Source organism: Streptomyces sp. NPDC026206, from assembly GCF_040638465.1.
Taxonomy (GTDB): Bacteria; Actinomycetota; Actinomycetes; order Streptomycetales; family Streptomycetaceae; genus Streptomyces.
This window is the reverse complement of record NZ_JBEZYL010000001.1, coordinates 407,250-419,876: the sequence shown is the minus strand read 5'-3', so window position 1 is coordinate 419,876 and position 12,627 is coordinate 407,250. Positions and strand designations below refer to the sequence as shown.

At 67.6% G+C, this 12,627-nt stretch carries 16 protein-coding genes; 8 read left to right on the top strand and 8 right to left on the bottom strand.

Features of this window, described 5'->3' with window-relative positions:
• Nucleotides 1-54 precede the first annotated feature (54 nt).
• Complete coding sequence (locus AB0F13_RS01975; RefSeq protein ID WP_362073556.1) at nt 55-288, top strand: hypothetical protein; 234 nt, start codon at nt 55-57, stop codon at nt 286-288.
• A gap of 281 nt (nt 289-569) precedes the next feature.
• Here AB0F13_RS01975 and AB0F13_RS01970 read toward each other — a convergent pair whose 3' ends face one another.
• Entirely contained in the window at nt 570-995 is a 426-nt protein-coding gene (locus AB0F13_RS01970) for a hypothetical protein (protein ID WP_362073553.1), read from the bottom strand.
• Nucleotides 996-1,046: 51 nt separating this feature from the next.
• Here AB0F13_RS01970 and AB0F13_RS01965 point away from each other — a divergent pair, with 51 nt between their 5' ends.
• Nucleotides 1,047-2,465, top strand: a complete 1,419-nt coding sequence (locus AB0F13_RS01965; protein WP_362073550.1) for a DUF6177 family protein — start codon at nt 1,047-1,049, stop codon at nt 2,463-2,465.
• 38 nt (nt 2,466-2,503) lie between these two features.
• Here AB0F13_RS01965 and AB0F13_RS01960 read toward each other — a convergent pair whose 3' ends face one another.
• Nucleotides 2,504-2,746 (bottom strand): hypothetical protein, encoded by a 243-nt coding sequence (locus AB0F13_RS01960; RefSeq protein WP_362073547.1) that lies wholly within the window; start codon nt 2,744-2,746, stop codon nt 2,504-2,506.
• 362 nt (nt 2,747-3,108) lie between these two features.
• Between AB0F13_RS01960 and AB0F13_RS01955 the strand changes: the two genes are divergently transcribed.
• From AB0F13_RS01955 to AB0F13_RS01935, 5 genes are all read left to right on the top strand, one after another.
• On the top strand, nt 3,109-3,351 hold the full coding sequence (locus tag AB0F13_RS01955; RefSeq protein WP_362073544.1) for a winged helix-turn-helix domain-containing protein: 243 nt from the start codon (nt 3,109-3,111) through the stop codon (nt 3,349-3,351).
• Nucleotides 3,352-3,374: 23 nt separating this feature from the next.
• Complete coding sequence (locus AB0F13_RS01950) at nt 3,375-4,004, top strand: XRE family transcriptional regulator (protein WP_362073541.1); 630 nt, start codon at nt 3,375-3,377, stop codon at nt 4,002-4,004.
• Between the two features lie 54 nt (nt 4,005-4,058).
• Entirely contained in the window at nt 4,059-4,412 is a 354-nt protein-coding gene (locus AB0F13_RS01945) for a hypothetical protein (protein ID WP_362073538.1), read from the top strand.
• Complete coding sequence (locus AB0F13_RS01940) at nt 4,405-4,602, top strand: hypothetical protein (RefSeq protein ID WP_362073535.1); 198 nt, start codon at nt 4,405-4,407, stop codon at nt 4,600-4,602. The genes AB0F13_RS01945 and AB0F13_RS01940 overlap by 8 nt, the downstream gene beginning before the upstream one ends.
• 189 nt (nt 4,603-4,791) lie before the next feature.
• A complete protein-coding gene (locus tag AB0F13_RS01935; RefSeq protein WP_362073532.1) occupies nt 4,792-5,325 on the top strand; it encodes a MepB family protein in 534 nt (177 codons plus the stop codon).
• Nucleotides 5,326-5,535: 210 nt separating this feature from the next.
• On the opposite strand, the gene AB0F13_RS01930 is transcribed toward AB0F13_RS01935, so the two are convergent.
• Nucleotides 5,536-5,811, bottom strand: coding sequence for a hypothetical protein (locus tag AB0F13_RS01930; RefSeq protein ID WP_362073529.1), 276 nt, complete (start codon nt 5,809-5,811; stop codon nt 5,536-5,538).
• Between the two features lie 212 nt (nt 5,812-6,023).
• Between AB0F13_RS01930 and AB0F13_RS01925 the strand changes: the two genes are divergently transcribed.
• Nucleotides 6,024-6,437, top strand: coding sequence for a nuclear transport factor 2 family protein (locus AB0F13_RS01925; RefSeq protein ID WP_362073526.1), 414 nt, complete (start codon nt 6,024-6,026; stop codon nt 6,435-6,437).
• Between the two features lie 137 nt (nt 6,438-6,574).
• Here AB0F13_RS01925 and AB0F13_RS01920 read toward each other — a convergent pair whose 3' ends face one another.
• From AB0F13_RS01920 to AB0F13_RS01900, 5 genes are all read right to left on the bottom strand, one after another.
• Nucleotides 6,575-7,726: a dipeptide ABC transporter ATP-binding protein gene (locus AB0F13_RS01920; RefSeq protein WP_362073523.1), complete on the bottom strand. Its 1,152-nt coding sequence runs from the start codon at nt 7,724-7,726 to the stop codon at nt 6,575-6,577.
• A complete protein-coding gene (locus tag AB0F13_RS01915; protein WP_362073520.1) occupies nt 7,719-8,777 on the bottom strand; it encodes an ABC transporter ATP-binding protein in 1,059 nt (352 codons plus the stop codon). Before AB0F13_RS01915 ends, AB0F13_RS01920 begins: the two co-directional genes overlap by 8 nt.
• An 11-nt stretch (nt 8,778-8,788) precedes the next feature.
• Nucleotides 8,789-9,781 (bottom strand): ABC transporter permease, encoded by a 993-nt coding sequence (locus AB0F13_RS01910; RefSeq protein ID WP_362073517.1) that lies wholly within the window; start codon nt 9,779-9,781, stop codon nt 8,789-8,791.
• Nucleotides 9,774-10,703: an ABC transporter permease gene (locus tag AB0F13_RS01905; RefSeq protein ID WP_362073514.1), complete on the bottom strand. Its 930-nt coding sequence runs from the start codon at nt 10,701-10,703 to the stop codon at nt 9,774-9,776. The genes AB0F13_RS01910 and AB0F13_RS01905 overlap by 8 nt, the downstream gene beginning before the upstream one ends.
• Before the next feature lie 146 nt (nt 10,704-10,849).
• On the bottom strand, nt 10,850-12,463 hold the full coding sequence (locus tag AB0F13_RS01900; protein WP_362073511.1) for an ABC transporter substrate-binding protein: 1,614 nt from the start codon (nt 12,461-12,463) through the stop codon (nt 10,850-10,852).
• Nucleotides 12,464-12,627 lie beyond the last annotated feature (164 nt).

Here is a 12,627-nt window from a genome sequence, read left to right as displayed (position 1 = left end):
TGCGCCCGGTGCCGACCTATGGCCACGCGGAGTGGAAAAGCTGAGGAACTGGTTGTGACGGAGCGCGGCAGGCTCGGACCATCGGATCCGGTGCACTTCCTGGTGACCAAGCGACACCGGCTGACATCCGAATGGTTCTACGAATTCTGCGAGAAGTACAGCGTCGACTATCCGGACGAGGCCAGTCCCGAGCAGCAGGATGAATACGAGGCAGGAATGGATGCAATCTACGCCCAGATTCGCCAAGAGGCTGAAGCAGAAAGCACAAAGACGGAGCGAAGCGACTGATCTTGCCTCATCGCCCATCTGATCCAGTCGTGGGGCGCAGTGAGAGCGGCTTAGGGAATGGCCATGACTGAATACAGAGAGTTGGAGCCTTCAGAGCAAACGTCGCAGCGGAGCCAATCATTTCGCTCGACCGGTCCGCTCTCGACGCGGTGGACGCTCAAGCGGGCTGACTCCGCGGTTCCGACTGAGTCGGCAGAACGGGCCGCGCCCGTCGCCAATGGAAGCGGAGCCGGATGGCTCTGCGGCGACGGGCGGCGTACCGGATGCGGCGCGCTGTCGGGTCAGGCGTTGAGGGAGGGCGCGGGCTGCGCGTCAGCGGGATGTTGCGGTTGGCGGACGACCGTGCCGCCATGGACCAGCAAGAGATCCGCGATGTCGTCCTCGTAGTGCCTCAGTTGACCCACCGGGTCAGTCGTGACGGCATAGGGAGCAACGCTGCTCAAGAGCTCGTACAGGTCCGGGAGTTCCTGGGCGTGCAGTTCCTGCCTGGCGGCGAGATACCAGCCGCGTTCACCGGGCTGGAACTCACTGCCCAAGATTCCGCCGATACGCAACGCCCCTCCCTGCAGCGCCAGTAGTGGTTCCCGGTCAAGGTCACTGCCAGCAGGGGGCCGGAGCCCCAAGTGCCACCGGAGTTCGTCAAGGACCTCGCCCGGCAAGGTGTCGTCCAGCTCCCACGCCAGCTGGAGTTCATACAGATCGCTCATGCCTGGCAGCCTAGAAACCCGTAACGCCCGCCCCGCCCGATAGGACGCCCCATGAAAGACGTCATAGCCCTCACCCCGAAGATGCCCGACTCCTGGTCGGTCGTGGCCGGGCTGTACGCGGGCGGGCCCGATCTCGACGTCGGCAGCGTTCACGACGGTGCCGTGGTGCAGTTGTTCGGCCGGGACGGCCGTCCGCTCGTCTCCCTCGAAGCGCCGCTGCTCGTCCACGTGCCCGGCGAGGCGGAGCGTCTGCTCGGCAGCGGCGTTTCCGCGCCTCAGGTGCCGTACTGGTGGACCGAGGTGCGGGCCTCTACCGCCGTTCCCGAGGCGGCGCCGCTCGCCGGGTCCGTCGCCGGGCGTCTGACCGCGCTGCTCGGCGGCACGGTGTGGCCTCCCGGGGCGGCCACGACCGACGTGGTCGAGACGTCCGCCGAGGGGGACGTCACCGCGAGCGCGGCGTCCGACGACGCGCAGCTCGCCGTGGACGTCCTCACCGACAGCACGGCCGTCGTCCTGGCCGACCGGCCCGTCGTCGCCCTCAACGCCTGGCTGTCCGAGGTCCTGCGCACGGTCACCGCTGGCGGCCTCGCCCTGCAGATCGTCACCCCGCCCCACGTACGCCTGAGCCTGCCGCTGCGCGCGGCACTGGCCGGTGCGCCCAACCGGTGGGTCGTCCAGGACCCCGGCTGCGGTTACTACGACGGGCTCTCCGGTGCCGTCCTGCGCTGGCAGAACGGCACCTTCGCCCCCGCGCGTGACGAGGCCGGGGAGACGCCCGTGGCCGAGGCCTTCACCGGGGCCGCGCTCGCCGAGGAACGGCAGCTCGTCGTCGCGTACCGCGTCCTGCACGAGCCCAGTGACAGTCTCGTTCTCGGCCGGGCCCTCGAGGCCGCCTGGACGGCTCTGACCGGCGCCGCTCCCGCCGGGTGGGGCACCGCCGAGCCCATCAACCTCCGTTGGTCAACGTCCCAGTTGACCGACCTCGCGCGCGAGCGCTCCCCCGAGCCGACCCACCTGCTCGCCGTCGGCGATCCCGGCCGCCCTGCCCTCGCGACCCACCGCATCACTCGCACCGAGAACGGCGTCGCCGAGGACATCACCCTCACCCTCGGCTACGGCGAGGACGAGACTCCGCCGCTGGACGCAGTCGAGCCCCTCGCCCGCGCCCTCGTCACCGAGCACGGTCTCGTCTCCATGCTGGCCTCCCTGCGCCGGGGCCGCCGGGACCTCACCGTGCCCGCGCACTTCGAGGCGCCGCCCATCCCCCTCTCGTTCACCCTCGGCGCGACCGACGTCCGCAGCGTCGGCCTCGACCACGCGCGCCGCCCACCGCTCGACCTCCGGCCGGTACCACTCGGGCCGGAGGCCGCGCCCGCCCTTCACTACGCCCTCGGCGACGGGACCGACGCCCAGGCGTGGACGGTCCTCCAGCAACTCGCCGCCCACCTCAAGGTGGACCCGGCGAGCTGAGCGAGGGGCGCCGCCCCCGGACAGCGCCCCTCCGTCAGTCACTCCGAGTGCGCCTCCCGCTGGTGAAGGCCCATGACCTCCGCCATACGGGCGGCTTCCTGCCGATCACCGGCGTCGAGGGCCCGGTAGCGCCGGCGTTTGATGTCCCAGCAGGTCTGGCACCGCGGTAGTGGGGGCACCGCCGCCCCGGGGTGCCCTCTCCCCCGCCGACTCCGCTCGTTGGCGTCGGCGACCTTCGCGCGTAGCGCGTCGCCAGTGCGTGCCGACTGGGCCTCGGTCATCGGGCCACCTCCGGGCGGGGGATGAAGTCGATGCCGTGTACGGACACGCGAACGGTGAAGTCCGGCTGCGGCGGCGTCGCAGGCGGCCGCACCGTGGGGGCTGCGGCACAAGAACGGGCGGTGCGGTTGAGTTTCGTGAACGCGAGCAGAGCTCTCGTCCAGCCGAACCATCGGACGTTAAGCTTCGCCATGTCGGCGCTCCTTGGGCAGCGTTGGCCATGCCCCGGGGCCGTGTCAGCGGCCGCCGGGGTTTCCAGTGGATCGAGACCCTAGCAGAGTAGCTCTATAGAGCACTTAGAGCATCGACAAAACGAGCAAAGCTATCCATTGCACGAAACGCTTAGTGCACGTAGCGTGCTGATGTGATCGAATTTGCTCCTGATATTCCGCGCTGGCGTCAAGTCGCCGATGTGATTCGGCAGCGCATAAAGGACGGCACGTACCCACCTCGATCGCGTGTACCGTCCATCGTCCAACTCATGGAAGAGTTCGGCATCGCCACCATGACGGCCCATAAGGTGCACCGCTCCCTGCGCGCCGAGGGCCTCATCTACACCGAGCCCGGCATGGGGTCCTACGTCTCGAAGGACGCGCAAGTCGACTGACCGCCATAAGCGGGAGGGCTGACGTGAAGTCATGGCTGAAGGCCGTCCGGGGCAGCTGGCCCAGGGCTGGCGGCGACCAGGAGATCGTCCAGAGCTACGCGTACCGGTCGGCGTGCCCGTCCACGGTGTGGGGTGACCTCATCGCTGACGCCACCCGCGACCTGTTCTTCGGCGGGTACACGTCCTACTTCCTCTGGACCCACGTGCCCGCCCTGCCGGAACTGCTCCGGCAGAAGGCGGCGAACGGCTGCCGCGTCCGCTTCCTGCTCGGGGATCCGAACAGTTCGGTCACCCGCCAGCGGGAAGAGATCGAAGACGTGGCCATGACGGTGTCCACGCGCATCAGGACGACGATGGAGCAGTTGGCCCGGATGGGCGAGGTCGAGGGGCTGGAGGCCCGTTTCTCCGCCCCTGCCGACGCCACGAATCACGTCTCCCTGTCAGTCTTCCGCTTCGACGACGAAGTGCTCGTCACCCCGCACCTGGCACGGCTGGTAGGCCATGATTCTCCCCTGCTACATCTCCGGCGGCGCGGCGACCGAGGGATGTTCTCCCGCTTCGTGGAGCACGCCGAGGAGCTGTGGTCCCGGGGTGTCCCGATCGCGGAACCATCGCTCAAGCCAGGACAGCCCGGCCTGCCGCCCCAGCCGTAAGCGCTGTCCTGACCGCCGGCTGCCAGGGAATTCCGCAATGGAGAGGGACGGCGCATGACCGCAGAGCACGCCGAGCACGACGGCCCGATCGTCCCCAAGCCCGCCCTCACCCTGCCCGCCCTGCGTCAGGCCCTCGCCGCCGTGGCACCATCGCGCCTGTCCGAGTTCTTCGAGGACATGCAGAACGCCTTCGTCCAGGCCGGTGAGGAAGGCAGCGTCGTCCCGATCCGGATGTTCTACCGGCGCTGGGGCGTGGTCGTCGAGATCGAACGCCACCCGGTGACCGCGCGACGTCTGCACGACGCGGAACGATCGATGGACAGCGATGACACGGACACGAGAGAACAGGCGATCCGAGAGATCGGTGAGATCGTCCGCGCCGCACGTCGTGAGGTCGAGGGTGGCTGACTGGCACTGGGAGCACAATCCGGACGACCTCCTCGACGGCCTTCCTCCTGAAGCGACTGCTGAGGTCGAACGCCTGGCCAAAGAGATCGCCATGCGCGACTCCATGGTCTTCCTCGACGGCGTGTCCTACACCGGTTCCGGGCCGGGACTCCGTCCAGTAGGAGCAGCGCCGCGCCACCGGCTTTCTTGATGTCGGTCATGTCCTTGACGTGGCCGACCTTGTTTCCCGGCCACCCGGCACGGTAAACGGTCCATCGCTTATGATCCCCCGCTCTGCGGTGCCGACTTGAAGAGAGCACGCGCGAGCCTGACGACTACCCAGGCCGAGGGGGACCGGGCAGTCAGCGCAGTCGACAGACCGCAATGACAGGATGACGGAATGACGACGCAACGCGGGGAATCTTCGAAACCGGTCCACGGCGACCTCCTCGCGGCGAAGTCGCTGGTGTTCGACCCGTGCGGATTCGCCTGCTCCCAGCCGACGCCGGAGGCGGAGAGCGCCGAGTACGGGGCGTACGAGTTCAGGCTGGACGGCCTGTCCGTCAGGTTCCGGGCCGCGAAGACGACGCCGACGAAGGTCGGCCAGTTCGTGACGGTGTGGAAGCGGGCCGAGGGCGGCGGGCCCATCCAGCCGTTCGACGCCGACGACCCTGTCGACCTCTTCGTCATCAGCACCCGCGACGGTGGCCACTTCGGGCAGTTCGTGTTTCCCCGGGACGTGCTCTGCGAGCGGGGCGTCATATCGAGGAACGGTTCCGGCGGAAAGCGCGGGTTCCGCGTCTACCCGCCCTGGGTGACGACGCCCAACCGTCAGGCCCGCAGCTCGCAGACCTGGCAGCTGACGTACTTCCTGGACATACCCGAGGGCCAGCCGATCGACTCCGCCCGCGCCCGGGCCCTCTACCACCCGTAGGGCGCCGCACCCCCACGCCCCGGCAGAGCCGCAAGAAAACGGATTCGAGCAGCTCGGCGACGTCGGCGACGTCCATGAGCCGATTGCCGGCCGCTCACGCCCGGAGCCAGAAGCCAGAAGCCGCGCAGGTGCCCGCCCGTGGCGTGCGGCCACGGACGGGCACTGCGCGCTTCTTGGGTGATGGTGCCGGGACTACCGAGCCGCCTTGGCTCAGTAGTACATGAATGTCGCGTACGCGCCGCCGATGTTCTGGGTGATGAGTTCCCCGGCCCCGGCTCCGAAGCCGTTCGCGGCATTGGCCACGTCGTAGACCGATCCGTAGTTGCCCATCCAGTGCCACGTTTTGACCTGGGCCTGCACGGGGCTGGTGCTCACGGTTGCCGGCGGTTTCGGTGCGGGATCATCTGCGGCCATCGCGGGAGCCGCCAGGCCTATCAGCATCGCGGCGGGCGCGGCCGTCAGGGCGAGGGTTCGAAGGCAGTTCATGGTGACCTCCATGAAAGGCTCATGTGTTCGAAATTTCGAACATCCCAGACAACCGTAGGTGACTCCCGCCACACCCGCCATCCGAGCCACCCGGACCCTCCGGTGGAGGCGGCTCCACCCGCACCGGACAGGTGTTGTCAGACCCTCCCACTACAGTCCGTTCCAGTAGTCCGGATCGCTGACGGGGCAGGACCGACGGGGGAGAGATTCGCATGCGCCAATTCGGAGTTGAGCTGTACGACCGGTGGACTGCCCTGTGGAACGGGGACACGGGGCTTGCCGCGGAGATCATGGCGCCGGAGTTCCGCCTGCGTTATGCACAGGCGGGCACCGAGGCGTTCGATGACATCCGGCATCCCGCGCAGCTCAGCGCCGCCATCGCGGGCTGGCATCGCCAACGCCCCGGGCTGCGATTCACCGCCGAAGGGCCCGCGGTTGTCGACATAGCGATGCCCGACGGAGCGGCGCCACAGGGAAGCGTGGCCCGGCCCTATCTCGCGAGCTTCCTCAATGAGAGCGGGCAGACCGTGTCCCGCAGTGGGACCGACATTCTCACCTTCATCGGCGGGCGCATCACCGAAGTGTGGTCGGTCTCCTCGGGCGCAGGGGGCCGGACCTTCTCCTGACGCCGAGGCGGCCGAGGCGCTCCTCCTGAGTCAGGCCGCGCGGCACCGGCCCACCACACGAGAGCGGGGGCTCCCCCGGCATTCGCCAGGAGAGCCCCCAACAGCCCCCAACCCGCACAACACAGCGGAAGCAGCCCCTACGCCGCCCCCACCACGTCCTTCTCCTCGGCGAAGTGGCACGCCGACTCGTGCGCCGCCGGGGTGTCGCGGCCGGCGAAGACCTCCGGCACCGCCAGCAGCGGGATCTCCTCGGCGCACTTGTCCTGCGCCTTCCAGCAGCGCGTGCGGAAGCGGCAGCCGGACGGCGGGTTCGCCGGGGACGGGACGTCGCCGGTCAGGATGATGCGCTCGCGGCGCTCGCGCGCGTCCGGGTCCGGGACGGGGACGGCGGAGAGCAGTGCCTGGGTGTAGGGGTGGGTCGGGTGGTCGTAGATCTGCACGTCCGTGCCGATCTCGGCCATCTTGCCCAGGTACATCACGCCGACGCGGTCGGAGATGTGGCGCACGATGGACAGGTCGTGGGCGATGAAGATGTAGGAGAGGTTGAACTCGTCCTGCAGCTTCTCCATCAGGTTGACGACCTGCGCCTGGACGGAGACGTCGAGCGCGGAGACCGGCTCGTCGCAGATGATGATCTCCGGGTTGAGCGCCAGGCCGCGCGCGATGCCGATGCGCTGCCGCTGACCGCCCGAGAACTGGTGCGGGTAGCGGTTGATGTACTCGGGGTTGAGGCCCACGACGTCCAGGAGTTCCTGGACCTTGCGCCGCCGGTCGCCCTTCGGGGCCACCTCAGGGTGGATCTCGAAGGTCTCGCCGATGATGTCGCCGACCGTCATGCGCGGGTTCAGCGAGGTGTACGGGTCCTGGAAGACCATCTGGATGTTGCGGCGTACGGCCTTCAGCGCGCGCCCGGACAGCTTGGTGATGTCCTGGCCCTTGTAGAAGACCTCGCCGGAGGTGGCCGTCTCCAGGGTCATCAGCAGCTTGGCGACCGTGGACTTGCCGCAGCCGGACTCGCCGACGATGCCCAGCGTCTCGCCCTGGTAGAGGTCGAAGGAGACCCCGTCGACCGCCTTGACGGCGCCGACCTGCCGCTTGAAGAGGATGCCCTGGGTCAGCGGGAAGTGCTTGACGAGGTTGCGGACCTGCAGGATCGGCTCGCCGCGCTCGACGGGGGCGTCCAGGACGGCCTCGACCTCGGCGGTCGTGCTCGCGTCGCTGACCTCCACGTCGGTGACGTTGGGCGTCGCCTCGGCCATGGCCTCGTCCTTCTTGCCGGTCTCAGCCATGGATCGTCTCCTTCCAGAAGTGGCACGCGCTGCCGCGGCCGTCGAGCTCCGCGCCGTCCCGCTCGGCCACCTGGTGCAGGACGGGCACGTCCGTGCGGCAGATGTCCTGCGCCAGGGGGCAGCGCGGGTTGAAGGCGCAGCCCGGCGGGATGTGCAGCAGGTTGGGCGGCAGGCCCTTGATCGCGTAGAGCTCCTGGCCCTTCTGGTCCAGGCGCGGGATCGAGTCCAGCAGGCCCTTGGTGTAGGGGTGGGCCGGGCGCTTGTACAGCTCGTGGACGGGGGCGGTCTCGACGATCCGGCCGGCGTACATCACCGCGATCTTGTCGGCGACGTCCGCGACCACGCCCAGGTCGTGGGTGATGAGGATCAGGCCCATGTTGAACTCGCGCTGCAGCTCGGCGAGCAGGTCCATCACCTGGGCCTGAACGGTCACGTCCAGGGCCGTCGTCGGCTCGTCCGCGATGATCAGGTCCGGCTCCAGGGCCAGCGCCATCGCGATCATGATGCGCTGGCGCATACCGCCCGAGAACTGGTGCGGATAGTCGCTGACGCGCTCCTTGGCGGCCGGGATACGGACGCGGTCCATCAGCTCGATGGACTTGGCCTTGGCGGCCTTCTTGGACAGCCCCTGGTGCACCCGGAACATCTCGCCGAGCTGGTAGCCCACGCTCAGCACGGGGTTCAGGGAGGACAGCGCGTCCTGGAAGATCATGGCGATCTTGCTGCCGCGGATCTTGCGGCGCTCCTCGGCGGACATCTTCAGCATGTCCTTGCCGCGGAAGAGGATCTCACCCTGCGGGATCTTTCCCGGCGGCATGTCGAGGATGCCCATGACGGCCTGCGCGGTCACGGACTTGCCGGACCCGGACTCGCCGAGCACGGCGAGGGTCTCGCCCGCGTTGACGGTGTAGTTGACGCCGTTGACGGCCTTGGCGACGCCGTCGCGGGTGTGGAACTCCACGTGCAGGTCGCGGACTTCGAGCAGGGGGGTGCCCGCGGCGTCGGACGGCCGGGGCTCGGGAACCTTCGCGGTCTTCTCCATGGTGGTCACGTACGCCTCCCTCAGCGCAGCTTGGGGTCGAGGGCGTTGCGCACCGCATCGCCGAGCATGATGAAGGCAAGGACGGTGATCGAAACCATCAGGGAGGGGAGCAGCAGCACGTGCGGTGCGTTGCGCAACTGGTCCTTGCCCGCCGAGACGTCGATGCCCCAGGAAATGGCCGGGTCGGCCAGACCGATACCCAGGTACGACAGCGTGGCCTCGGCGGAGATGTAACCGCCGAGCGCGGTGGTCGCGACGATGATGACCGGTGCGACAGCGTTCGGCAGGATGTGGCGGATCAGGATCCGGCCGGTGCCGGCGCCCAGCGCCTTGGCGGCCATGACGTAGTCCTGCTGCTTGATGGAGATCACCGAGCCGCGCATGACACGGGCGATCTGGGTCCAGCCCAGGACGATCAGAGCCCCCGAGACCACCCACACCGTGCGCACCTCGAATGAGGTGAGGACGACCATGGCACCCAGGAGGAACGGGATACCCGCGAAGACGTCGGTGAGGCGGGAGAGCAGGCTGTCGATCCAGCCGCCGAAGTATCCGGCCAGCATGCCCACGAGGCCCCCGAAGAGGGTGACGGTGGCTGTGACCACGACGCCCACGATCACGGAGGCGCGGGCACCGTAGACGAGACGGGCCCAGATGCTGCGGCCCTGGCCGTCGTAGCCGAGCCATTCGGCCGAGAAGACCTTCCCGAACTCGGGCTCCTTGAGGAAGGCACCGGTCAGGTTGCCGTTGCGCGGCGAGGCGCTGGTGAACAGGCCGGGGAAGCAGGTCATCGTCAGCAGCAGCACGATCAGGACCGTGGACGCCACGAACAGCGGGTTGCGGCGCAGGTCGCGCCAGGCGTCGCTCCACAGGCTGCGCGGCTTGCCGACCGAACCACCGCTGCCGGGGCCGGCGGCCTTCGCCGTGTCCTTCCCGCCCTCGGAGTTCCGGCTCTCGACCTTCTCGGCGATGGTCGCCGGGTCCACGAAGGAGCCCTCGATTGCCTCAGGCATAACGGATCCTCGGGTCCAGGACCGCGTAAAGCAGGTCGACGATCAGACTGGCACAGAGATAGACGATGACGAGCAGCGAGACGATGCCGACGACGGTGGAACCCTCGTGTCGGTTGAGGGCCTCGTAGATTTCCCGGCCGATGCCCTGGACGTTGAAGATTCCCTCGGTGACGACCGCGCCGCCCAGCAGGGCGCCGAGGTCCGTACCGAGGAAGGTGACCACGGGGATCATGGAGTTGCGCAGCAGGTGGACGCCGATGACGCGGCGACGGGGCAGGCCCTTGGCGACGGCGGTGCGGATGTAGTCGGCGCGGGAGTTCTCGGCGATGGACGTGCGGGTCAGCCGGGTGACGTACGCCAGCGACAGCGAACCCAGCACTACGGCCGGCATGAACAACTGCCCGAAGTCCTCGGAGTTCTGCACGGTGGGGGTCAGCCAGTCCAGCTGCATGGCGAAGATGAACTGGAAGAGGTAGCCGAGCACGAAGGACGGCACCGAGACCAGCAGCAGGGTGAGGAACAGAACGCCCTTGTCCAGCCACCGGTCGGCCTTCAGGCCGGCGAGAACGCCGAGGCTGACGCCCACGACGACGGTGAAGGTGAAGGCGAACAGCGCCAGTCGCAGGGTCACCGGAATCGCGTCCGCGATGACGTCGGCGACGGGCCTCTGGCTGGCGATCTGGGTGCCGAAGTCACCCTGGAACAAGCCGCTGAGGTAGTTCCAGTACTGGTGCCACAACGGCAGGTCGAGGCCGAGATCGTGCTTCACCGCGGCGATCTGCGCCTCGTCGATGGCCTGTTCTCCCCACATCGCCCGCACCGGATCACCGGGCAGCGCGTACATCATGAGGAAGATCAGCAAGGTTGACCCGATGAACACCGGGATCATCTGGAGCAGTCGCCGTGCGACATAGCGCCCCATGGTGCCTCCATGTGGATACGACGGCACCGGGGACCGCTCGCGCACAGTGCGAACACTGCGGGAGGAGCGGTCCCCGGTACCTTCCCGCCCTTACCGGGTTGCGGGGGATGCGGGGGAACCGGATGCGGGATTACTCCGCGGACGGACTACTTGGGCGTGACGTCGGTGAGGACGTAGTCCCCACGGAAGTCGGCCTTCACGTTGTCGACGTTCTTGGAGTGGCCACCGTTGATCCGGTAGTTCCACAGCGGGATGGACGGCATCTTCTGCGCCATGGCCTTCTCGGCCTCCTGGTACAGCTTGACCGACTCGTCCAGCGTCTTGGCGTTGTCGCCCTTGTCGAAGAGCTCGTCGATGCTCTTGTCGGAGAAGCGGCCGCTGTTGGCCTCGGCGCCCGAACGGTACAGCTCACGCATGAAGTTGACGTTCAGCGGGTAGTCGGCGACCCAGCCGCCGCGGTACATCGCCTTGACCTTGTTCTGGTCACGCAGGTCCAGGTCGGCCTGGAAGTCGGGCTTGGGGTCGGCGAGGCACTCGACGCCGGTGTTCTGGCGGATGTTCTCGCAGACGGCCGTGACCCACTCCTTGTGGCCGCCGTCGCCGTTGAACTGGATCCAGATCTTGTTGCCCGGAACGCCGCCGCCCTCCTTGATGAGGTCCTTGGCCTTCTGCGGGTTGAACTTGAAGACGTCGACGCCCAGGTCGTTCTGGTTGCCCTCGACGCCGGGCGGGGTGAAGCTGGTGGCCGGCGTGCGGGTGCCGTTGAGGACCGTCTTGGTGATGGTCTCGCGGTCGATCGCCATCGACAGGCCCTGGATGACCTTGGGGTCGACGTTCTTGAACGGCTCGCTGTAGAAGGCCGGGACGATGGACTGCACGGCCGCGTACGGCTGGTCGATCGCCCGGTCGCCCAGGTCGGACTTGTACTTGGGCAGGTCCTTCGGGCCGATCTGGCGAATCATGTCCAGGTTGCCCGACCGGAGCTCCTGGTAAGCCGCCTCGACCGTGGAGTACTGCTTGAACTGGATGCCCTTGTTCTTGGGCTTGTCGTCACCCTTGTAGCCGTCGTACGCGGCGACCTGGATGAGCTTCTTGTGGTCCCACTTCTCGAACTTGTACGGGCCCTGGCCGACCGGCTTCTGACCGAAGCCCTTCGGGTCCTTGAAGAAGGCCTGCGGCTGCGGCATGAAGGGCACGTAGCCGAGCTTGTACTGGAAGTACGGGACGGGGTGGTTGAGTTCGACGCTCAGCGTGAGCTCGTCCTTGGCCGTCAGACCCGACATCTTGTCGGACTTGGGGTCACCCTTCTCCGGGTGGACGTCCTCGTAGCCCTTGATGTCGTTGAACCAGAGGCCGTTCTTCTGGTTGTTCTTGATGTTGGCGCCCCAGTTCCAGGCGTCGACATACGACTGTGCGGTGACCTTCTCGCCGTTGTGGAAAGTCCAGCCCGCCTTGAGCTTGATGGTCCACGTCTTGGAGTCCTCGGTGGTGATGGACTCCGCGGCGACGTTGACGATCTTGCCCTTGTCGTCGAACTTCACGAGCGGTGAGTAGATGGCGGTGATGACGTTGTGGCCCAACGTCTCGTTGGTGTCCGTCGGGTAGAGCGGGTTCTGCGGCTCGCCGACATCGACGGACACGTATCCCTCGGGCTTGCCCGAACCAGAACTGCTCTTACCGTCGCCGCCGTTGCAAGCGGTCGCGGCCAGCGCTACGACTATCGCGCCCGCGACCCACTTGGCGCTCTTGGCACCGCGCATGGGTATGCCTCCTCAAGAGTCCACTAATCGCTACAAGAGAGGCACCGGCCCCACGCTGACACCCCTGACAGCGGAGACGGAACCGGCACCTTCAGTGTGCTCGTGAGTCGGCGCTCCCCACAGCGCGTGACCCATTGACCCGAGCTCAGTGAACCCAACTATTA

Bases quoted from the DNA above. Each gene is read 5' to 3' on its own strand.
- AB0F13_RS01970 (WP_362073553.1), bottom strand. From the start codon at position 995: ATGAGCGATCTGTATGAACTCCAGCTGGCGTGGGAGCTGGACGACACC.
- AB0F13_RS01965 (WP_362073550.1), top strand. From the start codon at position 1,047: ATGAAAGACGTCATAGCCCTCACCCCGAAGATGCCCGACTCCTGGTCG.
- AB0F13_RS01935 (WP_362073532.1), top strand. From the start codon at position 4,792: ATGACGACGCAACGCGGGGAATCTTCGAAACCGGTCCACGGCGACCTC.
- AB0F13_RS01900 (WP_362073511.1), bottom strand. From the start codon at position 12,463: ATGCGCGGTGCCAAGAGCGCCAAGTGGGTCGCGGGCGCGATAGTCGTA.
- AB0F13_RS01910 (WP_362073517.1), bottom strand. From the start codon at position 9,781: ATGCCTGAGGCAATCGAGGGCTCCTTCGTGGACCCGGCGACCATCGCC.
- AB0F13_RS01925 (WP_362073526.1), top strand. From the start codon at position 6,024: ATGCGCCAATTCGGAGTTGAGCTGTACGACCGGTGGACTGCCCTGTGG.
- AB0F13_RS01920 (WP_362073523.1), bottom strand. From the start codon at position 7,726: ATGGCTGAGACCGGCAAGAAGGACGAGGCCATGGCCGAGGCGACGCCC.
- AB0F13_RS01930 (WP_362073529.1), bottom strand. From the start codon at position 5,811: ATGAACTGCCTTCGAACCCTCGCCCTGACGGCCGCGCCCGCCGCGATG.
- AB0F13_RS01905 (WP_362073514.1), bottom strand. From the start codon at position 10,703: ATGGGGCGCTATGTCGCACGGCGACTGCTCCAGATGATCCCGGTGTTC.
- AB0F13_RS01945 (WP_362073538.1), top strand. From the start codon at position 4,059: ATGACCGCAGAGCACGCCGAGCACGACGGCCCGATCGTCCCCAAGCCC.
- AB0F13_RS01960 (WP_362073547.1), bottom strand. From the start codon at position 2,746: ATGACCGAGGCCCAGTCGGCACGCACTGGCGACGCGCTACGCGCGAAG.